Here is a 26,347-nt window from a genome sequence, read left to right as displayed (position 1 = left end):
AATCAACAGTCAACGTTACTGTTCGAGGGGTAAGAGGGCATGAGAACCAACAGTCGGTCCGTCCGTGGCAGTGCCGCGCACCAGCGCGGCATCTCGTTCATCGGCCTGGTGTTCGTCGCGGCGGTGCTGGGCTGCGTGGGCGTTGTCGTCGCGCAGGTCATTCCGACGCTGATCGAATGGCAGGCCATCGACAAGGCCGCCAACAAGGCCAAGGAAGGCGCCACGGTGCCCGAGATCCGCGCGATCTTCGACCGTGCCCAGGCCATCGACGACTTCAAGTCGGTCAGCGGCCGGGACCTCGAGATCAAGAAGGTGGGCGACAAGGTCGTCGTGTCGTATGCGTACGAGCGCGAGATCCCCCTGTTCGGGCCGGCCTACCTGACGCTCAAATACAAGGGCGCGTCCCGCTGACCGCGGTGTCGAACAAGAAGGTGGACGGCAGCCTCGTCGCGCTGCAGGCGCGCCTTCAGTACACGTTCTCGGACCCGCGCCTGCTCCAGCTCGCGCTCACGCACCGCAGTTTCTCGGCCGACCACAACGAGCGCCTCGAGTTTCTCGGCGACTCGGTGCTGAACCTGGCCGTCTCGCACCTGCTGTACATCCGTCTCTCGGAACTGCCCGAGGGCGACCTGTCGCGCGTGCGGGCCAACCTGGTCAAGCAGGACACGTTGCACCGGCTCGCGCTGGGGCTGGCGCTGTCGCCGCTGCTGCGCCTGGGCGAAGGCGAAGCCCGCTCGGGCGGCCCGAACCGGCCTTCCATCCTGGCCGACGCGCTCGAAGCGCTGATCGGCGCGGTCTACCTGGACGCCGGCTTTGCCGCCGCGCAGGCGCTGGTGCACCGGCTCTACGAGGCGGTCGAGATCAATCCGCGCATGGAAGCCGCCGCGAAAGACCCGAAGACCGAATTGCAGGAATGGCTGCAGGGCCACAAAATGAAGCTGCCGGTGTACCGCGTGGCAGCGACGCTGGGTGCAGCGCACAAGCAGACCTTCGATGTCGAGTGCGAGGTGCCCGAGCTGGGCCTTCGCGAGCGCGGCATCGGCGGCTCGCGCCGCGCCGGCGAGCAAGCTGCCGCGGCCGCCATGTTGATCCGGCTCAAGGCACGCGGCGCCGCGTGAAATCAGAATGAACGATGTAACCAATCCCGCAGCGGGACCCGAAGACACCGCAGGCGAAACGCCTGCCACGGGGCCGCAGCACTGCGGCCTGATCGCCATCGTCGGCAAGCCCAATGTGGGCAAGTCGACGCTGCTCAATGCGCTGGTCGGCCAGAAGATCAGCATCACCTCGCGCAAGGCGCAGACCACGCGTCATCGCATCACCGGCATGCGCACGCTGGGCGCCACGCAGTTCGTGTTCGTCGACACGCCGGGTTTCCAGACCCTGCATGCCAACGCGCTGAACAAGTCGCTCAACAAGACCGTGCAGGGCGCGGTCGGCGACGTCGACCTGATCCTGTTCGTGGTCGAGGCCGGCAGCTTCACGCCGGCCGACGAGCGCGTGCTCAAGCTGCTGGGCAAGGGCATCCCCACGGTGCTGCTGGCCAACAAGCTGGACAACGTGCACCGCCGCGGCGACATCGCGCCCTGGCTGCAGACCATGCAGGCCAAGCACAGCTTCGCGGAGTTCGTGCCGATGTCGGCCAAGAACGCGAAGGACGTCGAGCGCCTGTTCGGCATCTGCGAAAAATACCTGCCCGAGCAGCCCTGGTTCTACGACGAGGACGAGCTCACCGACCGCAGCGAGAAATTCCTCGCCGGCGAGCTGGTGCGCGAAAAGCTCTTCCGCCTCACGGGCGACGAGCTGCCCTACACCTCGACCGTCATCATCGACAAGTTCGAGGAAGAGCCGCCCCAGAAGAAGGGCCAGAAGCGCCTGCTGCGCATTGCCGCCACCATCGTGGTCGAGCGCGACGGCCACAAGGCCATGGTGATCGGCGACAAGGGCGAGCGCATCAAGCGCATCGGCATGGAAACCCGCGTCGAGCTCGAGAAGCTGGCCGACGCCAAGGTGTTCCTCGAGCTGTGGGTGAAGGTGCGCTCCGGCTGGGCCGACGACGAGGCGCGCGTCCGTTCCTTCGGCTACGAATGAAGTGGCCGCCGCTCATCGCGTTTCGCATGAACCGGCTTACGTGCTCCATCGCTACGACTGGAGCGAGTCGAGCCTGATCCTCGAAGTCTTCACCCGCCACCACGGGCGCATCGCGCTCGTGGCCAAGGGGGCGAAGCGGCCGAGTTCCAATTTCCGTCCCGTGCTGCTGCCGCTGCAGCCGCTGCAGCTCAACTACGGCGGCGACGCCGAGATCCGCACGCTCAAAGGCGCTGAATGGATGGGCGGCCACGTCATGCCGACCGGCGAGGCGTTGCTCTCGGGCTACTACGTCAACGAACTCCTGTTGCGCCTGCTGGCGCGCGACGATGCGCACGAGGCGCTGTTCGACGCCTACGCAGGCGTGGTGCAGGTGCTGGCCGGCGACCATGCGGGCGCCCAGGCCGCGACGCAGGCCGCCGCGCTGCGCGCCTTCGAGCTGCTGCTGTTGCGCTCGGTCGGCCTGCTGCCCTCGCTCGACGTGCAGACGCTCACCCTGGAGCCGCTGGCGGCCCGCACGCGCTACACGCTCGTGCCCGAAGCCGGCCTGCGCCAGGCGGCCAAGGACGAGGCCGCGCTGGCCGGTGCCGACTGGCAGGTGCTGCAGAGCGTGCTCGACGACCGCACCCCGTTCACCGCCACCCTGCGCGAGGTCGCGACCATGAACGCCGGCAGCAACAGTGCCCTGCGCAACCAGCTGCGGGCCTTGCTCAACTACCATTGCGGCGTGACCACGCTGCGCACGCGGCAAATGATGAGAGACCTGCAAGCGCTCTAGCCCGGCGCACGATCGATCGAAACGCCAACCTGAGAACCGAAGCCATGCGTCTGGGTGTCCTCGTCTACGTCGACGACAAGAAAGAAATCGTCGACGAGTTCCACTGGCTGTACCGGAGCATGATCGTCTCCGGCGTCTTCGCGCGCGGCGGCGAACTGATCGCGGTGTGCCACCCGAACGTCATCGCGCAGCTGCCCACCGACGACCGCGTCGTCGTGATTCCGGGCCTGCCCTACGCCGACCAGCACCCCGGATGGGCCGGCTACGGCTACATCAATTCGATCGCGAACCTGTGCGACCCGGCGGTGCTCGCCGTGTGCCGCAACTACGACGCGATCCTCAAGACCGACTGCGACACCTTCGTCACGCCGGCGCTGGCCAGCTTCGAGCCGACCGGCCTGTGCTTCGGCTTCGGCGCCTATGCGTACCAGGAAGAGGTGCGCCGCAAGCTCTCCGAATGCAGCGCGCGCTGGGGCTTTCCGCATTCGGGGCTGCACAACGTCGGCGCGTCGGTGCTGGGGCCGACCGAGTTCGTGGGCAACTTCGTGCAGGCCCAGCTGGACTACTGCCACAAGCTGCTCGACGAGGAGTTCCGCGATTTCCAGGGCGAGTGGCCCGGCTGGTGCAAGAACGTGCTCACCATGTACGCCGGCGAGCTGGCGCTGCGGCGCACCTACCCCCAGCGCTGCTCGCTGGGCCTGCTCGACCACTTGCCGTACACCGACCGCAGGCTGGGCGGCGACGTGCTGCACATCCACGGCTGGCACACCGACCAGTACTGGTCCAAGCATCATTTCCGTGCCGGCGCCTACGACCACATGGCGCCCGGCGACATCGACAGGACGACGCTCGGCGGCTACTGTCACTGGCTTGCCGTCACCCCCACCGACGACCTTCGGGCCGGCGCGGGCGGCGAATGAACGAAGAGAAGAAAGCGATTGCGTCCATGAGCGATACCTCGTCCTCCCTCCCTCGCACCACCACGGCCCTGTCGGTCAACCTCAACAAGGTGGCCCTGGTGCGCAACACGCGCCACCTCGGCATCCCGAGCGTGGTGGGCGCCGCCCAGGCCTGCCTGGCGGCGGGCGCGCAGGGCATCACCGTGCACCCGCGCCCCGACGCGCGCCACATCCGCGCGCACGACGTGAGCGACCTGTCGGAACTGCTCGCGCGCGACTGGCCGAACATCGAGTTCAACATCGAAGGCAACCCCTTCCACAACCTGATGGATTTCGTGCGCGACCTGAAGCCGCACCAGGCCACCTTCGTGCCCGACAGCGAAACCCAGTCGACCAGCGACCACGGCTGGAGCTTCCCCGAAGACGCCGAGCGCCTGCGTCCGCTGATCGCCGAAGCCAAGGCGCTGGGCGTGCGCGTGAGCCTGTTCATGGACCCGATCCCCGAGATGATGGCCGCCGTCAAGGCCGTGGGCGCCGACCGCGTCGAGCTCTACACCGAAGGCTACGCCGCCTCGCGCGGCACGCCGCAGGAAGCCGCCGTGCTCGCGCGCTACGTGGCCGCGGCGCAGGCCGCCCATGCGGCGGGCCTGGGCGTCAACGCCGGCCACGACCTGAGCCGCGACAACCTCACGCCGTTCCTGCGCGCCGTGCGCGGCGTGCACGAGGTGTCGATCGGCCATGCCTTCGTCGCCGATGCGCTCGAACTCGGGTACGCCGCGACCACGCGCGACTACCTGCGCTGCATCGCCGACGCCGCATGATCTACGGCATCGGGACCGACATCTGCGACGTGCGCCGCATCGCGGCCACTTTCGAGCGCCAGGGCGAGCGCTTCGCCCGCCGGGTCCTGAGCGACGCCGAGTTCGCCATCTGGCAGGCCCGTGCCGCACGCTGGCCCAAGCGCGGCCTGAGCTACCTCGCCACGCGTTTTTCCGCCAAGGAAGCCTTCAGCAAGGCCATCGGCCTGGGCATGCGCATGCCGATGAGCTGGCGCCTGTGCGAGATCGCCAACCTGCGCAGCGGCAAGCCGGTGATCGTGCTGCACGGCGAGCTCAAAGACTGGTTTGATGCGCAGGGCCTGACGGCGCACGTGACCGTCACCGACGAAACCGAGTACGCCGCCAGCTTCGTGGTGGTGGAAAAGGCCTGAACGAATCTCCGGCGCCGTTGCGCCTTGCCGACCGATCGACCGACATGACCGACCTGAACCACGCGCCGCTCCTCATCGATGTGGCCGGCACCGAACTCACCGCCGCCGACCGCCAGCGCCTCGCCAACCCGCATGTGGGCGGCGTGATCCACTTCACCCGCAACTGGCAGGACCGCGCGCAGATGACCGCGCTGAACGCCGAGATCAAGGCGATCCGGCCCGACCTGCTGATCTGCGTCGACCACGAAGGCGGCCGGGTGCAGCGCTTTCGCACCGACGGCTTCACGCGGCTGCCCTCGATGCGCAGCCTGGGCGAGCTGTGGATGCACGATGCCCTGCGCGCTACGCAGGTCGCCACTGCGGCCGGGCAGGTGCTGGCCGGCGAGCTGCGCGCCTGCGGCGTCGACTTCAGCTTCGCGCCGGTGCTCGACCTGGACTACGGCGGCAGCAGCGTGATCGGCGACCGCAGCTTCCACCGCGACCCGCGCGTGGTCGCGCTGCTTGCCAAGAGCGTGATGCACGGCATGCTTCAGATGGGCATGCGCAACTGCGGCAAGCACTTTCCGGGGCACGGCTTCGTGCAGGCCGATTCGCACGTCGAGATTCCGGTCGACCGGCGCAGCCTGAAGGCCATCCTGGCCGACGACGCGCGGCCCTACGACTGGCTGGGCGGCACGCTCGCGGCCGTGATGCCGGCGCACGTGATCTACCCGAAGGTCGACAAGCGGCCGGCGGGTTTCTCCGAAAAATGGCTGAAGGACATCCTGCGCCAGCGCTTCGCTTTCGACGGCGCGGTGTTCAGCGACGACCTGAGCATGGAGGCCGGTCGCTACATCGACGGCCAATTGCTGAGCTACACCGACGCCGTGCTGGCGGCCCTTGCAGCGGGTTGCGACCTCGCGCTGCTGTGTAACCAGAGCATCGGCGAAGGCCGGCCGCTGGACGAGATGCTGGACGGCTTCACCGCCGCGGCGGCCGATGGTCGCTGGCAGGGCGATGCGGCCAGCGAGGCGCGGCGTCGGTCGCTGCTGCCGGGCGACGAAGCGCTGGGTTGGCAGGCGCTCAAGGCCTCGGCGCGCTACGTGCAGGCGCAACGCCTGCTGGCCGGCGCTCAGCCCCGGAAGGGCCGCACCGGCAGCTGATTCGCCGCGGGGCCGAGCAACGCGGCCACCTCGGGCGTCTCGAACAGCGACTCCAGCCAGAGCTTGTCGGCCAGGCCGGCCTGGAAGAACACCTGCAGCAGCCGCAGGGTTTCGGTGCGCAGCGCGCGCGTCAGCATTTCAGCGTCGATCCGCGGCGTGCCGGCGGGCGCTGCGCAGGCGTGTGCCACGGTGCGCAGCAGCTGTTCGGCGAAGTCGCGCTGCGGCGGCCACAGGTGGGCGTAGAGCTGGGCGATGAGGTCGATGTCTTCCACACGGCTGCGCGGCAGCAGGTGACGCAGCACCGCGCGCCGCGCGCGCATGGCGAGCGAGGCGGCCTGCGCGAGGTCGGCGGGCGGCGCGACCGGTGCCGCGCGGTGCAGCAGTTCGGGAATGACCGCGAAGCGTGCGCCGGCCACGATGCAGCGGCACAGCATCTGCAGGCTGTCGTGCACCGCGAACTCGGGGTCGTGGCGTACGCCGGTGCGTTTCAGGAAGCGGCGGCGCACCAGGCAGGCCGACAGCCGCAGCGGCTCGGGGCCCAGCGCTTCGGCCACGATCTCGTCGTGCCGCTGGGCGTATTTCAGCAGCCCGGCCGGCGTCTCGCTCCAGCAGCCGACGATGTCCAGGTCCGGGCAGGCGGCGAGCAGTGCGGCCTGCCGCTGCAGGCGGCCGGGCAGGGCGCGGTCGCCCGCATCGGCGAAGACGACGTGCTCGCCGGTGGCTTGTGCGAGCGCGAGGTTGCGCAAGGTGGCGCGGTCGCAGGCCATGGGCAGCGCGATCCAGCGCAGGTCGGGGGCGATGGCGCGCGCCTCGCTTTCGGCCGCTGCGGGCAGGCCTGCCGCCACCACGACCAGTTCCAGCGCCACGTCGGCTTGTGTCGTCCAGTCGCGCAGGTCCTGCAGCCAGTCATCACCGCTGCCGTCGGGTGTCAGGCAGACCGACACGCGCGGCATCGCCACGGGCGGCACGCGGTCGGGCTGCTGGGCGCGCCAGACGAAGTAGCGTTCAAGCGCGGGGCCGATGTCCGGCGGCGCGAAGGCCCGCTCGAGCGTGTCGAGCCCCTCGCGTTCGAGCTGCGCGCGGCGCGGCGCATCGGCGACCAGCGCGACCACGGTGTCGACCAGCTGGTCGTAGGGCACGCCCACCACCGCATCGCGGAAGGCGGGGTCGATCTCGCTGTCGGGGTAGAGCTCGCAGACCACGGCCTTGCGATGGCGCAGCAGGATCGACAGCCGCGGCGTTTCGACCACGCGGGACGCTTCCCAGTTGTGCAGGTTCAGCATGACCTTGGCGCGGCGCATGCGGTCTTCGCGCTCGGCCTGGGTCCAGAACCCGCCGCGCGTCATCTCGACGCGCAGGCCGCGCGCCATCAGCGCTTCCAGCACGTCGATCCGACGCTGCGTGAACGAGCCGAAGAAGCAGACGTCGATGTCGCGCTCCTCCTCGGGCAGGACTTCCGACAACGGCAGGATGCGGGCCGCGTCGGGTTCCCAGCCCAGCGGCACGTAGTCGGCGTTCTGGTAGCCGAGCTCGCGGTGGCGATGGAAGTTGGTCTTGCTGTACTCCCACAGGTAGCAGCGCGGGAGCAGGTCGAGGTAACGGTCGTTCCAGGCATGCGTGCCTTCGACCATCGGCTCGAAGTTGACGACGATGCAATTCGGGTGGAACGGCTCGAGGCTCTTCCAGGGGAAGTTCCAGAAGAAGAACAGGATGTTGATCGCGCCGGGGTCGATGTTCGCCGGCGTGTAGCTCGTCGGGTAGCCCAGCCGCTCGGCCGCCAGCCGGTAGGTCCGCACGATGTCGCCGCAGACCGCGTCTTCGGACAGTGACGTGAAGTGCAGCCGTGGCAGGGTCATGGGCGACGACTGTACCGGGTCAGTCCGCGGCCGGCGCGCCCACCGCCGCGGGCCACAGCGGCGCACCGCCCGCCTCCAGGTGCGTCAGGTACAGGCGCAGCTCGAACTCGAAGCGGTGGTACTCGGGCTCCATGTGCGTGCACAGCGCGTAGAAGGGCTTGTCGTGGTTCTTCTCGCGCGTGTGGGCCAGCTCGTGCACGACGATCATGCGCAGCCATTCGAGCGGCACGGTCTTGAACAGGCTGGCCACGCGGATCTCGCGCTTGGTCTTGAGCTTGCTGCCCTGCACGCGCGCGATGGTGGTGTGGGTGCCCAGCGCATGGCGCACCACATGCAGCTTGTTGTCGAACACGGCCTTGGCCAGCGGCTCGGCCTTGCGCATGTACTCGCCCTTGAGCTCGCAGGCGTAGTCGTACAGCGCGCGGTCGGTGCGGATGTCGTGCAGGCCGGTGTAGCGTCCGCGCAGCAGGGCGCCGAGCTTGTCGGCGGCCATCAGCTCGCTCACCTGCGCGAGCAGCGCGGGCGGGTACGCGGACAGGTACTTCATCGGTGACTCACCCCGCCGTGCGTGCCGAATAGGCGAGCCCGGCCGCCACGCCGCCGAGCAGGTCGCCTTCGATCAGCGGTACGCCCGCGAAGCTCGCGCGCAGCGCCCGCTGGAACGGGCGCAGGGCCGACGAGCCGCCGGTGAGGTAGATGGCGTCGAGGTCGCCGCTGCGCAGGCCGGCGCGCTTCACGCAGGCGTGGGCACAGGCCACCACGTTCTCCAGCGGTGCCGCGAGCTGCTGCGCCATGTCGGTCGGCGTCAGCGCCGAGGCCAGCCCCGCCTCGATGCACGACAGGTCGATCTGCACCTCGGCGTCGCTGACCGAGCCGTTGATCTTGGCCTGCTCGACCTCACTGGCGATGCGGTGGCCGTGGCGCTCCTCGAGCACCGTCATCAGGCGGTCGTGCAGCTGGCGGTCGCTGTAGCTGGTGCGCAGCTCGCGCGCCTGGCGCACGGCCTTCGGGGCGTAGAGCCAGTTGATCAGGTGCCATGACGACAACTCGAAGAACACCTTGCTGGGCACCTCGCGCCCGCTCGGGCCGAGGTGGCGCAGCCCGAGCAGCGGCATCACGCGCTCCAGGTTCAGGCGCTGGTCGAAGTCGGTGCCGCCGATGTGCACGCCGCTGGTGGCCAGCACGTCGTCGGCGCGGTCGGCGCGCGCCATGCGCTCGGGGCCCAGGCGCACCACGGTGAAGTCGGAGGTGCCGCCGCCGATGTCGACGATCAGGATCAGCGATTCGCGCGTGACGCGCTGCTCGTAGTCGAAGGCCGCCGCAATGGGCTCGTACTGGAAGGACACGTCGCGCAGGCCGGCCGCGCGGGCGGCGTGGCGCATGCTTTCCTCGGCGCGCTGGTCGCGCTTGGCGTCGTCGTCGACGAAATGCACCGGGCGGCCGATGACCACGCGTTCGGGGCGCTGGCCCAGCTCGCGTTCGGCGCGCGTCACCAGCTCGTGCAGGAAGCGCGCGATGATGTCCTCGAAGCTGACCAGCCCGTCGTAGACGGCGGTTTTTTCCTGCATCAGCGGGCTGCCGAGCAGGCTCTTGAGCGAGCGCATGAGCCGGCCTTCGACGCCGGACAGGTACAGCGCGATGGCGTCGCGGCCGAAGTGCGTGCTGCGGTCCTCGGCGTTGAAGAAGAGGGCGGTCGGCAGGGTGGTGGCGCTGCCCTCGATGGGAAGCAGGCGCGCGGCCTCGCCGGGGGAGGCAAAGGAAACCGCGGAATTCGAAGTGCCGAAATCGATGCCGATGGCCGGGGTGCGTAAGGGATTCATTCAAGCAGGAAATCGGAGGGCCCAAGAGTGTAGAGGGTCGGCCGGAGCGCGCGATAGACTGCGCCCCAATGACCACCCCACCCGGACGCCGTCGATGCCGCTGTGCCTGACCTTCTTCGACCGGCTCGACGAGCCGGTGCTACGCAACCACAGCCACTACTGCCGCCGTTTCGGCTACCCCCATGCCTGGGTGGAGAGCGAGCGCGCCGGGCACCCCGCGCTGCGCGACTGCGCGAAGTACGCCGAGATGCTGCGCCGCCTGCGTGGGCTCGATGAGGGCGACTGGCTGCTCTTTCTCGACGGCGATTCGGTGGTGTTCCACCCGGTGGCTGTCGAAACGCTCCTGGAAGGCCGCGACCTGCTCGTGGTGGACGGGCCCAAGGGCCTGCCGCTGTGCAACCTGATGATCCTGCGCAACACGGCGGCCAACCGCGCGCTGCTGCATGCGCTCATCCGGGCGGCGAGCCAGGTCGTCGCGCGCGTCACGCCCCGCCTCGACGCCGCGGCGCTGCTGCGTCCGGCCGGCATGCTGTCGTGCAACGGGCTCATCGGCGACTGCTACGTGAACGTCTCGTGGCGCATCGCGAACTGGTTCACCGCCCGCATCTTCGTGGTGCACCTGGCACCCCTGGTGGAGCTGGATGCCGAAGGTCGCGTGCTGGACGAGCTGCTGCACGACGCGAACCTGCAGCGCCTGCTGGTGCGTCGGGTGAACGCGGCGCTGATCGACGGCGAGCCCGTGCTGCCGCCGCCGGCCTATCCGGCGATCTCGGAAGACGTGTATTCATGCGTCAACCCGCAGGCGCCCATTGCCTTCGTCACGCTCTACACGCACCACATCAACGACTACGCGCGCGTGTCGGAGCACAATGTGCGGCGCTACTGCGAGCGGCACGGGTACGGCTACCACGTCTACCGCGCCATCCCGGACGAGCTCGATCCGTCGATCAGCGGCGCCTGGGTGAAGAGCTGGCTTGTGAAGCGGCATCTCGCGCAGCACCAGTGGGTGGTCTGGATCGACGCCGACACCCTGTTCGTCAACCAGGCCCAACGCATCGAGCCGCTGCTCGAAGGTCGCGACCTGCTGTTCGCCAAGGACATCGGCGCGTGGGACGTCAACTCGGGCGTGATGGGGTTCCGCCACACCGAGCGCAACCTCGAACTGCTCACGCAATTGTGGGAGCGCATCACCGGCGTCGACGACAAATCGACCGTGTACGCCAGCCAGGGCGACCAGTACTACACGAACGTGGTGCTGGGCGAGCACGGCCTGATCGGCGACGCGGTCGTGACCGACCTGCTGAGCATCAACACGCCGCCGCACCTGGCAGGCGACGACAGCCTGCTGGTGCACTTCGTGGGGCTCGGGGAGCCCTACCGGTCGGTGTACATGGCGGACGTCGACGCGCGGTCGAAGCGCCTGGGCTGAGCGGGCGGCGCGCTTCAGCCGCCGAAGGTGTAGGTCGTCGGGTAGCTGTTCGACGCCATCTCGCGCTCGCTGTCGTCGCGGAAGTCGCCGTGGTGCGGACTGAGCAGGTAGAGGTTGCGATCGGCGCACAGCCGCGCCAGGTCGTCGGCCGATGCGACCTGCAGCGAGAGCCCGCCCAGCGTCAGCACCAGGGGGAAGGGCTCGGCCTGGTGGCGCTCGTAGATGCCGCGGCCTTCGCCGAGGTAGTCGAGCCGGTGGTCGATCACGCGAAAGCCCGTCTGGTAGAACATCTTGCGCGCGTCGAAGTCCGTGAAGAAGCGCAGGTGCGTGAAGTCGAGCAGGCCCCAGTGGGTGTAGCGCCAATGCCCGCGCATGGCGTCGTACAGCATCGGCAGGTTGGACGCGTTCGGCAGGCTGACCAATATCTGCGCATCCGGCGCAACGATGCGCTTCAGGCCGCTGAGCAGCTGCCACGGATTGACGAGGTGCTCGAGCACGTCGAACAGGCACACGAGGTCGAAGGGGCGCGTGAGGCCCATCGCGGCGAAGTCGACGGTTTCCACGTCCTGCTCGACGACCTTGTCGAAATGTTCGCGCGCCACCTGCGCCGCCGAGGCGTTGAACTCGCAGCCCCAGAGTTCGCAGCCGGGGTGGCGCCGGCGCAGTTCGTGGCCCACGCCACCGGAGCCGCAACCGATGTCGAGGGCGACCGTGGGAGGACGCTGGATCATGTCCAGGCACTCGGGCCTGGGGTTGAACGGGTAGACGTATTCCTTCTTGTCGCGGTCTTGCCAGAGAAAGTCGGTCACGGACAGCGTCCCCGTCGGGTGGGTCAGCCTTCCCGGCGCAGCGCCGGGAACAGGATCACGTCGCGGATGCTCGGCGAATCGGTCAGCAGCATCATCAGGCGGTCGATGCCGATGCCGCAGCCGCCGGTGGGCGGCATGCCGTATTCGAGGGCGCGCACGAAGTCGTGGTCGTAGAACATGGCTTCGTCGTCGCCGCTGTCCTTGGCGGCCACCTGCGCGTTGAAGCGCGCGGCCTGGTCTTCGGCGTCGTTCAGCTCGCTGAAGCCGTTGCCGAATTCGCGGCCCGTGATGTACAGCTCGAAGCGCTCGGTGACCTCGGGGCGCTCGTCGTTGGCGCGCGCCAGCGGCGAGATCTCGGTCGGGTGCTCCATGATGAAGGTCGGCTGCCAGAGCTTCTCTTCCACGGTCTCCTCGAAGTACATCACCTGCAGGCTGGCGAGGCTGCGCTGCGAGAGCTTGTCTTTTTCTTCGCTCAGGCCGAGCTTGCGCAGGGCGTTGATGAGCCAGGCGCTGTCGTCCACGCCATCGCCCGCATCGGTGTGCTTGAGGATCGCTTCGCGGATCGTCAGGCGCTCGAAGGGCTGCGTCAGGTCGACGGCCTTGCCGCCATAGGTGAGCTGCTGCGTGCCCACGGCCTTGTCGGCGATGGTGCGGATCAGCGTCTCGGTGAAGTCCATCAGGTCGCGGTAGTTCCAGTAGGCCGCGTAGAACTCCATCATCGTGAACTCGGGGTTATGCCGCACCGAGATGCCCTCGTTGCGGTAGCTCCGGTTGATTTCGAACACACGCTCGAAGCCGCCGACGATCAGGCGCTTGAGGTACAGCTCGGGCGCGATGCGCAGGAACATCTCCTGGTCGAGCGCGTTGTGGTGCGTCTTGAACGGCTTGGCGTTCGCACCGCCCGGGATCGGGTGCAGCATGGGCGTCTCGACTTCGAGGAAGTCGTTGGCCACCATGAACTCGCGCAGCGCGCTCACGGCCTTGCTGCGCGCGGTGAAGCGCACGCGGGCCGACTCGTCGGTGATCAGGTCGACATAGCGCTGACGGTACTTCTGCTCCTGGTCGGCCATGCCGTGGAACTTGTCGGGCAGCGGGCGCAGGCTCTTGGTGAGCAGGCGCAGGCGGCTGACCTTGATCGACAGCTCGCCGGTCTTGGTCTTCATGAGCGTGCCTTCGGCACCGAGGATGTCGCCGAGGTCCCAGCGCTTGAAGTCGGCGTACGCCTCTTCGCCGATGGCGTCGCGCGTCACGTACAGCTGGATGCGGCCGGTGGCGTCCTGCACGGTCGCGAAGCTGGCCTTGCCCATCACGCGCTTGAGCATCATGCGGCCGGCCACGCTGACGGCGACGGCCTGTGCTTCGAGCGCCTCGGGCTCGGTGCCGCCATGCTGTTCGACTAGCGCCGCGGCGCGGTGGCCGGGTTTGAAGTCGTTCGGGAACGCGACCCCCTTGCCTTCGGTCTGCGCGGTGCGCAGCAGCTTGAGCTTTTCGCGGCGTTCGACGATGAGCTGGTTGTCGTCGGCCGTGGCCGTGGGAGAAGAGGAGGGCAGTTGTTCGTCGGACATGGGAGGCGTGTGGGGGCGCAGCAAGAAGAGGGAGGGTGTGCGCGGGCCGTGCATTTTAGCCCATCGGCCTTGAGCGGAATCGGCCTGAAGCGCCCGTCAGTTCTGTGAGGGTTGCTATCAAAAGTAGAGCTTAACCTTCAACGTTTTCAGCCGTTCGGCAGTGTCGCGGCGTCTGGCGTGCCCGCGTGGCGGTGCGTGATCCGTTGGGCGTCGTGCTGCATCACCAGCGTGCGCAGGCGATCCGGGTAGCCCATGTAGTGCAGCATGAAGCTGTCGCCGTCGTACAGCGCGGGGTGCGAATTGAAGGACACGCCGTCGGAACGCGGCATGGCCGCGTCGCCGCCGGCCTCGGCCCAGGCGGCGACGAAGAAGGCCTGGTCGCCGCCCGAGGCGTAGACACCGCGCTTGTCCTGCACGGCGTCGATGAGCGCCTGCACGCGCTGCAGGTAGGCGATGCAGGCCGGCGTGTTCGAGAACACCATGAAGCCGCTGTTGAACTCGTAGCCCGACACGTCGCGCGCCAGCGCCACCGGCCGGCCACGCAACAGGGCAGCCAGCGGCCGTGCGCGGTCGTGGATGAGGATGTCGGCGTCGACCCACGCGACTTGTTCGTGCTCGGCCAGGTGCTTGAGCAGCAGCCGGGGCTTGATCCAGTTGCCGGCCACGCGGCCCCGCAGGTCGGCGGGCAGGTCGCGGTAGACGTGGTGGGTGTGGCCGTGGTGGTCGGCGTACGCGGCGATGCTGCGCTCCGACAGCGTGGCGTAGCCGGCGATGTTGGGCGTGTAGCTGGTCAGCAAGGCGACGGGGCGGCCGGGGTTGCGCACTTCGTAGTCCGGCTGGCCCGTGGGGGCCGGCGGCAGGTCGTCGTAGAGCTGGCCGTCGCGCGCGAGCACCGTGTTCAGGTGCGCGACGAAGATGCCTCGCACCCGCATGTCCTGGACATCGATGTGGACGGCGGGATTGAACGAGAGCACGAAGGCCGAGACCTCCGGCAGGTAGTGGCCGAAGCGGGCGAACAGCAGGTTGGGGTAGTGCCGGCCGTCGATGAGCTGGTGGTGCGGATGGGCCGCAAGGCCTTCGAGCTCCCGGTGCGCCCAGCGGTCGGTGCCTGCGTCGGGCACGATGCGCAGGCGTTCGAGCACGGAAGCCACCAAAGCCGTGGCCTCGGGGCCGGCGCGCAGCATGAAGCAGCTGCCTTCGGGGCGGTGGTGGTGCTCGTTCTCGGCGATCCAGTGGGTCGCGTCGCCGATCACGGCCGGTGCCGGCAGGGGCGCGAGAAAGGCCGCGTCGTCGTCCGCGAAGACCAGCAGCGTGCCTTCGGGCGCATCGGCCAGCGCGGCGCTCACCACGCTGTACTTGTAGACCAGCAGCGTGCGCGCGCTGTTGTGCGGCGTGCCGATGGCGTGCAGGCGGTGCGCGTAGCCCCAGCGGGCGCAGTAGGCGCGGTGGTTGTCCGCGAGGGCCTCCGCGCCCGCGCGCAGCAGGATCGAGTGGAAGCGGACCGGCGCCGGGCTCATCTCGCGGCGGGCCGTGTCTAGTCGGTGATGCCGGTGCGTGCCAGCAGGTCGCTGACCAGCTCCAGGCGCATCAGCGGGCTGTCGAGTTCCATCAGGCGCTGCTTGAGTTCGAGCTGCATCGGCACCAGCTCGCACCAGCGGTTGGCCACCCAGCCGCAATCGTCGAGGCGGTGGGGCGCACCGATCGGCAGGCGTACCGTGTCGCCCTGCGCGTGGCGGCGCTCTTCGAGGGTGTCGATCAGGCGGCGCAGCGCGGTGGCGGTGTGGCGCAGGTCATCGGGGATCTCGAGGTCGACGTCGTCGGCGACGGCTTCGACCTCGGCGATCCACAGGCCGTGCTTCTGCAGCTCGCTGCTGCGCACGCGAAAGCGCTGCGTGCCGACGCATTCGATCTGCAGCAGGCCGCTTTGCGGCGCGTCGAACGTGCGGATGTCGGCGAGCGTGCCGACGGCGGCAAAGCTTTCGGCTTCGGCGCCGGCCTTGCGCACCTCGGCGCCGCTCGTCAGGCTGACGACGCCGAACGGGGTGCCGGCCTTGCGGCACTTGCCGACCATGTCGAGGTAGCGGACCTCGAAGACACGCAGCGGCAGCAGGCCGCCGGGAAACAGGACCGTACCGAGCGGAAAGAGAGGAATGCGCACGTTGAAAAGGCCGGGCCAGTCGCCGCGGTCAGCTGGGTTGAAGGATCAGGTTGAGGACGGTCGCGTGCTCGGGCCGCAGTATCCCCTGCATCTGGAACGCGTGGCGCGCGTGGTTGAGCAGGTTGAGGATCGACTGCTGGCACTCGCCGGCGCTCTGGCCCCAGCGCGTGTCGACCTCGGACAGGGCGCTGTGCGCCGCGCGATGCAGGTCGACCAGGTGGGCCAGCGTCTGGGGCATGTCGCCGGGGTTGCGGTACAGCGTCAGCAGCTGTTCGCACTCGCGGCCCCGCAGGCGCGGGAAGACCAGCGGCAGCAGGCGCCGGTAGATGCGGTCTTTCGAGGCGTAGAGCCGGTCGCGCGGCAAGGTGCGGGAGGTCATGCCCGGGTGGATGCGGTAGCGCGTCAGCGGCTCGGGCAGGTTCGCGAAGCGCGCGCCGTGCAGCATGCAGTCGACCCAGAACCCGAGGTCGTCGACGGCGTAGAGGTTGGGGTCGAACTGCAGCCCGTGCGCGCGGTAGAAGTCCAGGCGCCCGGTCGTGCTCTGGTTCGCGAGGTAGTCGTAGCCTTCGACCATGCGGGCCTTGATCGTCGCGTCGTCCAGCGGCAGGCCGGTGACGCCGGCCTGGTCCTGGAAGTGCTCGAGCTGGCTGCCGACGACGGTGACCGACGGGTTGCTTTCCAGGAACGCGACCTGCTTGGCGAAGCGCTCCGGCGTGGCGCAGTCGTCGTGGTCGACGCGCGCCAGGTAGGTGCCCCGGGCCATCGCCATCGCGAGGTTCATGTTGGCCGGCAGGCCGACGTTGCAGGCGTTGCGGTGCCGCCGGATGCGCGGGTCGTCGAAGGCGGCCACGCGCTCCCAGGTGCCGTCGGTGCTGGCGTCGTCCATGACCAGCAGCTCGAAGTCGGTGAAGGTCTGTGCCTGCAGCGACTGCAGCGTCTCGATGAGGAACTCGCCGCTGTTGAAGGTGGGGAGCACGACGCTGAGCAAAGGCATGGGGTTCCGTAGGGCGGTGTGGCCGGGGGCGAGGCTTGTGGTCCAGAATCGGAGCAGTCGCGCGCGTGCGCACCTCCCTGCCCATCCGACATGTTGTACCAGATACCCTCGTTTCTTCTCGACGTGATCGTCGGCCTGCTCGGCGGCGCCTGCCTGCTGCGCCTGTACATGCAGTACCACCGCGTGCCCTTCGGCAATCCGCTGGGGCGTTTCGTGTTCGCCATCACCGATTGGATCGTGCTGCCGCTGCGGCGCATCGTGCCCGCGGTGAAGCGCTGGGACCTCGCGAGCCTGATCGCGGCCTGGCTGCTGGTGATGCTCAAGTTCCTGGTGCTGTGGCTGCTGGCCGGCAGCCTGGCGCGGATCATGGCGCTGCCGCTGGTGTCGCTGGTCGGCCTGCTGCAGCTGGCCGTGTCGGGCCTGACGGCGCTGCTGGTGGTGTACGCGGTGCTGTCGTGGATTCCCGGCGCTTCGCCGATGCTGCTCGACCTGATCTCGCGCCTGGCCGAGCCGCTGGTGCGGCCGTTCCGCCGCTTCATTCCGCTGATCGGCGGTGTCGACCTGTCGCCGCTGGCCGCCATCGTGGTGCTGCAGGTGGTGGCGATCGTGCTGGGCAACCTGCTGGTCTTTGCGTTCCGGCTCGGCGCCTGACGCGTCGGGGTACCCCAGACAGCAAAACGCCCGCACCGCCTTTCGGCGTGCGGGCGTTCAGGCCGAAGCCTGAGCTACGGTGAAGGTCAGAGCACCGCGTCGGCCGGCTGGCGCAGTAGCATGGCCAGCGTGCTGGCGATGGTCTTGCGCAGTTCGCGGCGGTCGCTGATGAAGTCGATCGCACCTTTGGTCTGCAGGAACTCGGCGCGCTGGAAGCCTTCGGGCAGCGTCACGCGCACGGTCGATTCGATCACGCGCGGGCCGGCAAAGCCGATCAGCGCCTTGGGCTCGGCAATGACCACATCGCCCACGAAGGCGAAGCCGGCGCTCACGCCGCCCATGGTCGGGTCGGTCAGCACGCTGATGTAGGGCAGGCCCTTCTTCGCCAGGCGCGTGAGCGCGGCGTTGGTCTTGGCCATCTGCATCAGCGAGAGCAGGCCTTCCTGCATGCGCGCGCCGCCGGTGGCGGTGAAGCACACGAAGGGCACCTTCTGCTCGATGGCGGTCTCGACGCCGCGCACGAAGCGCTCGCCGACCACGCTGCCCATGGAACCGCCCATGAACTCGAACTCGAAGCAGGCCACGACCACGCTGATGCTGTGGACGGAGCCGCCCATGACGACCAGCGCGTCGGTTTCGCCGGTGTTCTCCAGCGCTTCTTTCAGGCGCTCGGGGTACTTGCGGCTGTCCTTGAACTTCAGGGCGTCGACCGGCAGCACTTCCTGGCCGACTTCGTAGCGGCCTTCGGCGTCCAGGAAGGCGTCCAGGCGGGCGCGGGCGCCGATGCGGTGGTGGTGGCTGCAGCTCGGGCAGACGTTCTGGTTGTGCTCGAGGTCGGTCTTGTAAAGAACGGTCTCGCAGGCCGGGCATTTGATCCACAGGCCCTCGGGCACCTGGCGGCGCTCGGACGGGTCGGTTTGTGCGATCTTGGCGGGTAGCAGTTTTTCAAGCCAGCTCATGGGGGCTCCTTGTGAGGGCAGTGATTATCGACCAGCCGCGTTCTTGGCCGTGGCGGCCGGCAGGGCGTCGAGCGCCTCGCGGATGCCGGCCAGGAATTCGCGCACCGTGGGCACCACGTTGTCGCGGGGCTGGTCTTCGATGAGTTGAATGATCTTGGTGCCGATGACCACGGCGTCCGCCGCCGAGCCGATGGCCTGCGCCGTGCGCGCGTCGCGGATGCCGAAGCCCACGCCGACGGGGATGTTCACGTGCTCGCGGATGCGCGGGATCATGCGCCCGACCGCCTCGGTGTCGAGGTGGCCGGCGCCGGTCACGCCCTTGAGCGACACGTAGTACACGTAGCCGCTCGCGATGCGCGCTACCTGCGCCATGCGCTCGGGGGTGCTGGTGGGGGCCAGCAGGAAGATCAGGTCGATGCCGGCGGCTTTCAGGTCGGCGGCGAAGTCCTCGCATTCCTCGGGCGGGTAGTCGACGACCAGCAGGCCATCGACACCGGCCGCGGCCGCGTCGCGGATGAAGGCCTTCTTGCCGTGCACGAGGTCGTAGCGCTCGACCGGGTTGGCGTAGCCCATGAGCACGACCGGCGTGGTCGTGTCCTGGGCACGGAACGCGGCCACCATGGCGAGCACCTGCTTCATGCCGACGCCCAGCGCCAGCGCGGCCTCGCCGGCCTTCTGGATCACGGGGCCGTCGGCCATCGGGTCGGAGAAGGGCACGCCCAGCTCGATCACGTCGGCACCGGCCTCGACCATGCCGTGCATGAGCTCGGGCGTGATGTCGGCGAAGGGGAAGCCGGCGGTGACGTAGGGGATCAGCGCGCGACGGCCTTGCGTCTGCAGGGCCTGGAACTTGGCGGCAATGCGGCTCATCACTTGCCTCCCTTCACGCTCAGGCCGCGCATCGAGGGGCGGTCGTAGAAATCGACGCCCGACAGGTCGGCGACGGTGCCGATGTCCTTGTCGCCGCGGCCCGAGAGGTTCACGAGGATGGACTGGTCGGGGCGCATGGTCTTGGCGAGTTTCAGGGCGTAGGCCATGGCATGGCTGGATTCGAGCGCGGGAATGATGCCTTCCGTGCGGCACAGGTAGTGGAAGGCTTCGAGCGCCTCGACGTCGGTGATGCCGACGTACTCGGCGCGGCCGATGTCGGCCAGGTAGGCGTGCTCGGGGCCCACGCCCGGGTAGTCGAGGCCCGCGCTGACGCTGTGCGTCTCGGTGATCTGGCCGTCGTCGTTCTGCAGCAGGTAGGTGCGGTTGCCGTGCAGCACGCCGGGGCTGCCGCGCAGGATCGAGGCGGCGTGCTTGCCGCTGTCCAGGCCTTCGCCGGCCGCTTCCACGCCGATGAGGCGCGTGCCCGCGAACGGAATGTAGGGGTGGAAGATGCCGATCGCATTGCTGCCGCCGCCCACGCAGGCCACCACCGCGTCGGGCTGCCTGCCCTCGGCTTCACCGGTGATGCCGTCGGCCGCGAGCATGGCGGGCATCTGCGCGATGCACTCGGTGCCGATCACGCTCTGGAAGTCGCGCACCATGGTCGGGTAGGGGTGCGGGCCCGCCACCGTGCCGATGATGTAGAAGGTGTTTTCGACGTTCGTGACCCAGTCACGCATGGCCTCGTTGAGCGCGTCCTTCAGCGTCTTGCTGCCGGATTCGACGGGCACGACGGTCGCGCCCAGCAGGTTCATGCGGTAGACGTTGGGGCTTTGGCGCTTCACGTCCTGGCTGCCCATGTAGACCACGCATTCGAGGCCGTAGCGGGCGCAGATGGTGGCCGTGGCCACGCCGTGCTGACCGGCGCCGGTCTCGGCGATCACGCGGGGCTTGCCCATGCGGCGCGCGAGCATCGCCTGGCCGATCACGTTGTTGATCTTGTGGGCGCCGGTGTGGTTCAGGTCCTCGCGCTTCAGGTAGATCTGCGCGCCGCCCATTTCGCGGCTCGTGCGCGCGGCGTGGTAGATCGGCGAGGGGCGGCCGACGAAGTGCTTCAGCTCGTAGTGGAACTCGGCCAGGAAGGCCGGGTCGTCCTTGAACTTCGCATACGCGTCGCGCAGCTCGTTGATCGCGTGAGTGAGCGTTTCGCTCGCGAAGGTGCCGCCGTAGGGGCCGAAGTGGCCGCTGGCGTCGGGTTGCTGGTAGTCCTGGAATTGGCTTTGCATGGTTCTCGATCGATGGGCCGCAGCCCGAATGCGATCGGGTGCGGCGGCTAACTGGAGAAGGACGAAGCGTCGGCTGCCGAGGCTTTGACAGTGTTCGCCGCATCTGCGGCTCTCACGGCGGCGACGAATGCCCGGATCTTTCCGGCGTCCTTGAGGCCCTTGTGCCCGGGACCGTCGATTTCGACGCCCGAGCTCACATCAACGGACAGCGTCTTGCAGCGCGTCCGCAGGCTGTGAATGCCATCGCTCACGTTTGCAGGTGTGAGCCCACCACTCAAGACGAGGTGAGCGTCGACGGCGGGTGGAAGAAGTGACCAATCGAAAGCCTTGCCGCCTCCGCCATAACCTTCGACATGGGCGTCGAGCAGGATGGCCTGGGCGCGGGAGTAATCGGACGCGTATTTTACGAGGTCGAAGCCGGCCCCGGCAGCCCCCAGCGGAATCCGGGCGGCACGCATGTAACGAAAGCGCCCCGGACCGGTGGCTTCCTCGCACTGTTCGGGCGTTTCTTCCCCGTGGAACTGCGCGATGGCGCCTTTCACGCGGGCCAGGGAGGCCAGGACCTCGGGAGCGTCCGCGTTCACGAACAGCAGCACCGGCGTGATGAAGGGCGGCAGGCGCGAGGCCAGTTCGGCGGCGCGCTCGGCGGTCACGGCGCGCGGGCTCTTCGGGTAGAGCACGAAACCGATCGCGTCGGCGCCAGCCTCGACCGCCGCGTCGACGTCGGCCTCACGCGTGAGGCCACAGATCTTGATGCGCGTGCGTGGGGCGAGAGGAGCAGGGGATGTCATGGCGGGCCATCATACGAAGCCCGCTCGCCCTGGAACGTGGCCTCGGCCGGCAGACCCCACTTGGCGTCGTACAACGGGCCGAGAAAGTACAGGCCATCGGCGGAGAAGGTGGGCGCGGCCACCTTGCGGCTGCGCGCCTCGAGCACCTCGGTGATCCATTCGGGCCGTTCGTCGCCGCGGCCGATGCGCACCAGGCTGCCCATCAGGTTGCGGATCATGTGGTGCAGGAAGGCGTCGGCCTCGAACTCGAAGTGCCAGCGGCAGCGTTCGCCGTCGCCCACGCGCGTGATCTCGAGGCGCCGCAGGTCCTTGACCGGCGAGAGGGCCTGGCAGGCAGAGGCGCGGAACGAGCTGAAATCGTGCCGGCCCACCAGCAGCGCCGCCGCGGCGCGCATCGCATCGCCGTCGAGCGGGTACATCGACCAGCCGACCCGGCCCGCATCGAGGCTGGGGCGCACGGGCGACTGCGAGAGCACGTAGACGTAGCGGCGCGCCAGGGCGCTGGCGCGGCAATGGAATTCGTCGGGCACCGGGTGCGCCCACTGCACCGCGATGTCGTCGGGCAGGTAGCGGTTGGTGCCGCGCACCCAGGAGAACGGATCGCGTTCGATGTCGGTGTCGAAGTGCACCACCTGCATCAGCCCGTGCACACCGGCGTCGGTGCGGCCGGCGCACAGCGTGCTGACCCGGCTGCCGGCGGGCAGGCCGGCGAACTTCGCGAGGGCGGCTTCGAGCTTGTCCTGCACCGTGCGGCCCGAGCGCTGGCTCTGCCAGCCCTCGTATGCCTGGCCGTTGTAGCGGATGCCGAGTGCCAGCCTCACGAAGCGATCAGAAGGGCAGTCGGCAACCGGCTCAGCGCAGTTCGGCGAGCAGCTGCTTGGCTTGCGACTTGAGGTCGCCGGCGCTTTCGGCTTCGACTTCCTCGACCAGCGAGCGCGCGCCTTCGACGTCGCCGATGGCCTGCAGTTCGCGGGCCAGCGAGAGCTTCACGGCGTGCGGGTTGTCGTCACCGTCGTCGTCCAGGGCGGACGGCGAGGTGGCCACGGCCGCGGAGCGCGGTGCTTCGGCGGCGGCAGAGCGGGCCGGCAGGCCGGCGAGGGCGCTCATGTCGAACTCGATGAAGCCCGAATCGGCAGGCAGCGTGTCGCGCAGCATGGCCGGGCGGGTGTTGTGCTCCGCGTCGTTCAGCGATGAGGGGCGCGTGTGGGCGGTCAGGGCGCCGGGCGCCGTGTCGAAGTCGTTTTCGAGATCGACAGGCGCTGCGGCGTGGCCGTTGCTCAGCGGGGCCGGTGCGGCCGTCGGCGCGTAGACCGACTTCGGCAGGCTGGCACCCACGGGGGCGGGCACCGGTGCGGGCGGCTGGGTCAGGTCGAGGTCGAAGTCCAGCGGCGCGACCGAGGGCATGAAGGCCGGCGGGGCCGATGCCACGGGCGGTGCGGCCGGGGGCGGCGGTGCCACGACGGCGGGTGCGGCGACAGCAGTCGGCTTGGCGGCGGCGGCCAGCGCGCCGGCGAATGCGGCGGTTTCGGCCTGGCTGGCGCCTCGCGCGGTGCCCGTGCCCGATTCGTACAGCGGGTTGCCCGGGTCGAGGTCCTTGCCCATGTCGACCACGCGGTTCCATTCGGAGCCTGCGCCGTTGGTCAGCTTGTGCACTTCGGTGGCCAGGCCGTCGAAGGCCCGCACATCGCGGCGCTTGGCGTGGATTTCGAGCAGCTTGAGGTGGATCGCGGTGCGGTCCGGGTTCAGGCGCAGCGCTTCACGCAGGATTTCCTCGGCCTGCAGGTCGCGGCCATAGGCGAGGTAAACGTCGGCTTCGGCGACCGGATCGACATCGCCCGCGTCGAGCTGGCTCGGCGAGTACGACAGCGACGACACGGTGGAGTCGCCGCGGTTCTTGGTGTCGACCGATTCGCCGCCGCTGGCGCCGAAGAACGAGTCCTTGGGGATGCGGCTCTCGAGGAACACGCTTTCGCTCATCTCTTCGCGGCGGCGGCCCAGCACGCGGTACAGCAGGAAGCCGACCAGCAGCGCGATCAGCGCGGCGCCGGCGAGCATCAGCGGGTTGTCGAGCAGCTCGTCGAGGAAGCTGCGTTCCGGTGGGGGCGGCGGCGGTGCGGCCTTGACCACGGGCTTGGGTGCGACGACGGGCGCGGCGGCTGCAACTGCAGCGCTGGCTGCGGCTGCCACGGGCAGGGCGGCTGCGTCGGTGGCCGACGGTGCGGCGGCTGGGGCGGGTGCTGCAGCGGAGGCCGCGGCGACCGGGGGCGTTGCAGCGGGAGCGGCTGCCGGCGCTGGCGTTGCGGGGGCTGCGGCGGCAGGGGCCGCAGTGGGCGCAGGAGCGGCCGCGACCGCTGGCGTCGGCGTCGTGGCACCAGTCAGCGGCGCAGGAACGGCGATGCCGGGCGTGGTGGCCGGCGCTGCGGGCGCGGCGGCGGCAGCGGACGATCCGGTGCCCGTGCCGGTACCGGCCTTGAGCTTGTTCAGCTCGTTGATGTTCTTCGTGAGCTCGGCGACGCGGTTGCTGCTGTCCTGCGCCTGGCGGGCTTGGGCGACCTTTTCGTCGGCGGCGCGCGCGGCGGCGTTGCCTTGCGACACCGTGAGCTTGTCGGGCGCGCTGGCGGCGGCATTGCGGTCTTCCACGCTGGCCTGCAGCTTGCCCGAGGCCTGGCGGCTCGCGGCGGCCACGTTGGTGGTCGGGGCGTTTTCGGCGAGGCGCTGGCGGTAGCTGCCGAAGTCGCGGCTTTGTGCGGTGATCGTGCGGCGTGCGTCGGCGGCCGGCACGGCGGCCGCTGCGGCGGCGTTCGGCAGGTCGAGCACGGCACCGGCCTTCATCCGGTTGACGTTGCCGCCGACGAAGGCGTCGGGGTTGGCGTTCAGCAGCGCGACCAGCATCTGGTCGAGCGAGACGTCGGCCGGCTTGTGGGCCGAGGCGATCTTGCCGGCGGTGTCGCCACGGCGCGTTGTGACTTGCTCGCCACTGCCGCCACTTCCGCCGCTTGGGGCTGCGACGGCGGCACGTGCCGGCGCAGGAGCCGGTGCGGCCGCAGGGGCCGGCGCCGCCGCAGCGGGTGCGGGCGTTGCGGCAACTGCAGGCGCAGGCTCGCGGCGCACGCGCGGGGCGGGCGCGGGGCGCTCGACCGGTGTGGCGATCTGCGGTGCGATGGGCGTCACCGGGGCGGCTGCCGCCTGGCGCGTGGCCGGCGGATCGAGCAGCACGGTGTAGTCGCGCACGATGCGTCCCGAGGCGCCATTGGCTTCGAGCAGCAGGTCGATGAAGGGGTCGTTGAGCGGGCGGTTGCCGGCCAGGCGCACCACGTACTGGCCGCCGGCGCGGCGCTGCAGCGTGGCTTTCACGTCGCCGAGGGCCGCGTTGTACGGGATGCCTGCGTTCTTGAAGGCTTCGGCCGTGGCGATGTTGATCTTCAGGCCTTCCGCCTCGTTGGCGGCCATTTCAGTGACATCGATCTCGGCGCGCAGCGGTTCGCCCAGTGCCGACTGCACCCGCAGCGGTCCCAGCGCGAAGGCGCTGGCGTCGGCGCTGGCCAGTCCCAGCGTCAGGGCCGCAGCGGCACCCAGGATGGAAAGGCGCCAGCCATTCGACGGCAGGGCGGGGCGGGCGGCCGAAGGGCGGGCCGCGGGCAACAGATGTCTTGTCATGCTGATAGGGGCGGCTCAGGCCCTGAATTTGTAAGAGGACGTTAGCATCATCAACATGCACTGACAAGGCAATGCGCCTGATCTACCCAGTGCGCGCATACTTCCGATGACATCCTGTGTTGCCTTTTGGCAACATTTTTGTATTTCAAGGCCCTGAGTTGCCCGCATCAGGCTTCGAGCAGGATGCGCAGCATGCGGCGCAGCGGTTCGGCCGCGCCCCACAGCAGCTGGTCGCCGATGGTGAAGGCGCCGACGTACTCGGGGCCCATCGCCAGCTTGCGGATGCGGCCGACCGGGATGTCCATGGTGCCCGTCACGGCCACCGGCGTCAGGTCCTTCACGGTGGCTTCGCGCGTGTTCGGCACGACCTTGGCCCAGGGGTTGTCGGCGGCGATCATCGCTTCGATGTCGGCCACTGGCACGTCCTTCTTGAGCTTGAAGGTCAGGGCCTGGCTGTGGCAGCGCATCGCGCCGATGCGCACGCAGAAGCCGTCCACCGGCGTGGCGGCGGTGCCGAAGCCAGCGCCCTGGCCGAGGATCTTGTTGGTCTCGGCGCCGCCCTTCCACTCTTCCTTGGACATGCCATCGCCCAGGTCCTTGTCGATCCAGGGGATCAGCGAGCCGCCCAGCGGCGCGCCGAAGTTGGCGATTTCGGAGGCGCTCAGGTTCTGCTGCTTGTGCAGCACCTTGCGGTCGATCTCGAGGATGGCCGACTTCGGGTCGTCGAGCAGCGCACGCACTTCGGCGTTCAGGGTGCCGAACTGGGTCAGCAGCTCGCGCATGTGCTGCGCGCCGCCGCCCGAGGCTGCCTGGTAGGTCATGCTGGTCATCCACTCGACCAGGCCGGCCTTGTAGAGGGCGCCCACGCCCATGAGCATGCAGCTGACGGTGCAGTTGCCGCCGACCCAGTTCTTGCCGCCCTTGGCGAGCGCGTTCTGGATCACGGGCAGGTTGACGGGGTCGAGCACGATGATCGCGTCATCGTTCATGCGCAGCGTGGAGGCCGCGTCGATCCAGTGGCCGTTCCAGCCGGCGGCGCGCAGCTTGGGGAAGACCTCGCTGGTGTAGTCGCCGCCCTGGCAGGTGATGACGATGTCGCACTTCTTCAGTGCCTCGATGTCGTTCGCATCCTTCAGCGCGGTTTCGTTCTTGGCCATCGCCGGGGCCTTGCCGCCCGCGTTCGAGGTCGAGAAGAAGACCGGCTCGATGAGGCCGAAGTCGCCTTCGGCCTGCATGCGGTCCATGAGGACCGAGCCGACCATGCCGCGCCAGCCCACGAGGCCGACCAGAGGTTGCTTGGATGCGTTCGCCATTTCAGTTTGCCCTTAGTGAAGAAAGAAAAAATCAGTCTTTTTTGCCCCCGACTCGTCGGCCGGGGGAGGGCG

25 protein-coding genes are annotated in these 26,347 nt (G+C 69.0%); 10 read left to right on the top strand and 15 right to left on the bottom strand.

What is annotated here, in order from left to right; translation table 11 throughout:
- Positions 1 to 39: 39 nt before the first annotated feature.
- The 8 genes from AC07O4_RS14560 to nagZ are packed head-to-tail and all read left to right on the top strand — an operon-like array spanning position 40 to position 6,117.
- Positions 40 to 411 carry a DUF4845 domain-containing protein gene (locus AC07O4_RS14560; RefSeq protein WP_062475531.1) on the top strand — a complete coding sequence of 124 codons (372 nt, stop codon included), beginning with the start codon at positions 40 to 42 and terminating at the stop codon, positions 409 to 411.
- A gap of 20 nt (positions 412 to 431) precedes the next feature.
- Positions 432 to 1,118: a ribonuclease III gene (rnc, locus tag AC07O4_RS14555; protein WP_056572447.1), complete on the top strand. Its 687-nt coding sequence runs from the start codon at positions 432 to 434 to the stop codon at positions 1,116 to 1,118.
- A 7-nt stretch (positions 1,119 to 1,125) separates the two neighbouring features.
- Positions 1,126 to 2,091, top strand: coding sequence for a GTPase Era (gene era / locus AC07O4_RS14550; RefSeq protein WP_495304923.1), 966 nt, complete (start codon positions 1,126 to 1,128; stop codon positions 2,089 to 2,091).
- 1 nt (position 2,092) lies between these two features.
- Positions 2,093 to 2,866: a DNA repair protein RecO gene (recO, locus tag AC07O4_RS14545; RefSeq protein ID WP_062475523.1), complete on the top strand. Its 774-nt coding sequence runs from the start codon at positions 2,093 to 2,095 to the stop codon at positions 2,864 to 2,866.
- A 44-nt stretch (positions 2,867 to 2,910) separates the two neighbouring features.
- On the top strand, positions 2,911 to 3,786 hold the full coding sequence (locus tag AC07O4_RS14540) for a DUF7164 domain-containing protein (RefSeq protein WP_495304922.1): 876 nt from the start codon (positions 2,911 to 2,913) through the stop codon (positions 3,784 to 3,786).
- Between the two features lie 26 nt (positions 3,787 to 3,812).
- Positions 3,813 to 4,586 (top strand): pyridoxine 5'-phosphate synthase, encoded by a 774-nt coding sequence (locus AC07O4_RS14535; RefSeq protein WP_495304921.1) that lies wholly within the window; start codon positions 3,813 to 3,815, stop codon positions 4,584 to 4,586.
- Entirely contained in the window at positions 4,583 to 4,975 is a 393-nt protein-coding gene (gene acpS, locus AC07O4_RS14530; protein WP_495304920.1) for a holo-ACP synthase, read from the top strand. Before AC07O4_RS14535 ends, acpS begins: the two co-directional genes overlap by 4 nt.
- Positions 4,976 to 5,019: 44 nt before the next feature.
- Positions 5,020 to 6,117, top strand: a complete 1,098-nt coding sequence (gene nagZ, locus AC07O4_RS14525; protein WP_495304919.1) for a beta-N-acetylhexosaminidase — start codon at positions 5,020 to 5,022, stop codon at positions 6,115 to 6,117.
- Here the strand turns inward: nagZ and AC07O4_RS14520 are convergent.
- The 3 genes from AC07O4_RS14520 to AC07O4_RS14510 are packed head-to-tail and all read right to left on the bottom strand — an operon-like array spanning position 6,087 to position 9,793.
- The gene (locus tag AC07O4_RS14520) at positions 6,087 to 7,973 is read right to left on the bottom strand and encodes a glycosyltransferase family A protein (RefSeq protein WP_495304918.1); all 1,887 of its coding nucleotides are present in this window, start codon (positions 7,971 to 7,973) and stop codon (positions 6,087 to 6,089) included. The two genes, nagZ and AC07O4_RS14520, sit on opposite strands and share 31 nt — an antisense overlap.
- 19 nt (positions 7,974 to 7,992) lie before the next feature.
- Positions 7,993 to 8,520, bottom strand: coding sequence for a YgjP-like metallopeptidase domain-containing protein (locus AC07O4_RS14515; protein WP_495304917.1), 528 nt, complete (start codon positions 8,518 to 8,520; stop codon positions 7,993 to 7,995).
- 7 nt (positions 8,521 to 8,527) lie between these two features.
- A complete protein-coding gene (locus tag AC07O4_RS14510; protein ID WP_095746459.1) occupies positions 8,528 to 9,793 on the bottom strand; it encodes an Hsp70 family protein in 1,266 nt (421 codons plus the stop codon).
- 94 nt (positions 9,794 to 9,887) lie between these two features.
- Between AC07O4_RS14510 and AC07O4_RS14505 the strand changes: the two genes are divergently transcribed.
- Positions 9,888 to 11,222 (top strand): galactosyl transferase GMA12/MNN10 family protein, encoded by a 1,335-nt coding sequence (locus tag AC07O4_RS14505; protein ID WP_495304916.1) that lies wholly within the window; start codon positions 9,888 to 9,890, stop codon positions 11,220 to 11,222.
- Between the two features lie 14 nt (positions 11,223 to 11,236).
- On the opposite strand, the gene AC07O4_RS14500 is transcribed toward AC07O4_RS14505, so the two are convergent.
- From AC07O4_RS14500 to AC07O4_RS14480, 5 genes are all read right to left on the bottom strand, one after another.
- Positions 11,237 to 12,031 carry a class I SAM-dependent methyltransferase gene (locus tag AC07O4_RS14500; RefSeq protein ID WP_062475502.1) on the bottom strand — a complete coding sequence of 265 codons (795 nt, stop codon included), beginning with the start codon at positions 12,029 to 12,031 and terminating at the stop codon, positions 11,237 to 11,239.
- 23 nt (positions 12,032 to 12,054) lie between these two features.
- Complete coding sequence (gene lysS, locus AC07O4_RS14495) at positions 12,055 to 13,596, bottom strand: lysine--tRNA ligase (protein ID WP_495304915.1); 1,542 nt, start codon at positions 13,594 to 13,596, stop codon at positions 12,055 to 12,057.
- Positions 13,597 to 13,742: 146 nt separating this feature from the next.
- A complete protein-coding gene (locus AC07O4_RS14490) occupies positions 13,743 to 15,113 on the bottom strand; it encodes a hypothetical protein (RefSeq protein WP_495304914.1) in 1,371 nt (456 codons plus the stop codon).
- Between the two features lie 17 nt (positions 15,114 to 15,130).
- Entirely contained in the window at positions 15,131 to 15,754 is a 624-nt protein-coding gene (locus AC07O4_RS14485) for an LON peptidase substrate-binding domain-containing protein (protein WP_159275645.1), read from the bottom strand.
- 28 nt (positions 15,755 to 15,782) lie between these two features.
- Positions 15,783 to 16,748, bottom strand: coding sequence for a glycosyltransferase family 2 protein (locus tag AC07O4_RS14480; protein WP_495304913.1), 966 nt, complete (start codon positions 16,746 to 16,748; stop codon positions 15,783 to 15,785).
- A 90-nt stretch (positions 16,749 to 16,838) separates the two neighbouring features.
- Between AC07O4_RS14480 and AC07O4_RS14475 the strand changes: the two genes are divergently transcribed.
- Positions 16,839 to 17,399, top strand: coding sequence for a YggT family protein (locus tag AC07O4_RS14475; protein ID WP_495304912.1), 561 nt, complete (start codon positions 16,839 to 16,841; stop codon positions 17,397 to 17,399).
- Between the two features lie 86 nt (positions 17,400 to 17,485).
- Here the strand turns inward: AC07O4_RS14475 and accD are convergent, their stop codons facing one another.
- The 7 genes from accD to asd form a co-directional block, all read right to left on the bottom strand.
- Positions 17,486 to 18,358: an acetyl-CoA carboxylase, carboxyltransferase subunit beta gene (gene accD / locus AC07O4_RS14470; RefSeq protein WP_062475492.1), complete on the bottom strand. Its 873-nt coding sequence runs from the start codon at positions 18,356 to 18,358 to the stop codon at positions 17,486 to 17,488.
- A 24-nt stretch (positions 18,359 to 18,382) separates the two neighbouring features.
- Positions 18,383 to 19,228 (bottom strand): tryptophan synthase subunit alpha, encoded by an 846-nt coding sequence (gene trpA, locus AC07O4_RS14465; protein ID WP_495304911.1) that lies wholly within the window; start codon positions 19,226 to 19,228, stop codon positions 18,383 to 18,385.
- Positions 19,228 to 20,514, bottom strand: a complete 1,287-nt coding sequence (gene trpB / locus AC07O4_RS14460; protein ID WP_495304910.1) for a tryptophan synthase subunit beta — start codon at positions 20,512 to 20,514, stop codon at positions 19,228 to 19,230. The genes trpA and trpB overlap by 1 nt, the downstream gene beginning before the upstream one ends.
- A gap of 47 nt (positions 20,515 to 20,561) precedes the next feature.
- A complete protein-coding gene (locus AC07O4_RS14455) occupies positions 20,562 to 21,305 on the bottom strand; it encodes a phosphoribosylanthranilate isomerase (RefSeq protein WP_495304909.1) in 744 nt (247 codons plus the stop codon).
- Complete coding sequence (truA, locus tag AC07O4_RS14450; protein ID WP_495304908.1) at positions 21,302 to 22,126, bottom strand: tRNA pseudouridine(38-40) synthase TruA; 825 nt, start codon at positions 22,124 to 22,126, stop codon at positions 21,302 to 21,304. Before truA ends, AC07O4_RS14455 begins: the two co-directional genes overlap by 4 nt.
- Positions 22,127 to 22,157: 31 nt before the next feature.
- Positions 22,158 to 24,962, bottom strand: a complete 2,805-nt coding sequence (locus AC07O4_RS14445) for a FimV/HubP family polar landmark protein (RefSeq protein ID WP_495304907.1) — start codon at positions 24,960 to 24,962, stop codon at positions 22,158 to 22,160.
- Positions 24,963 to 25,129: 167 nt separating this feature from the next.
- A complete protein-coding gene (gene asd / locus AC07O4_RS14440) occupies positions 25,130 to 26,275 on the bottom strand; it encodes an aspartate-semialdehyde dehydrogenase (RefSeq protein WP_070062265.1) in 1,146 nt (381 codons plus the stop codon).
- Positions 26,276 to 26,347 lie beyond the last annotated feature (72 nt).

Source organism: Variovorax sp. GW821-FHT09D04 (assembly GCF_059416405.1).
The sequence above is the reverse complement of the archived record's forward strand: the minus strand, read 5'-3'. Positions and strand labels throughout refer to the sequence as shown.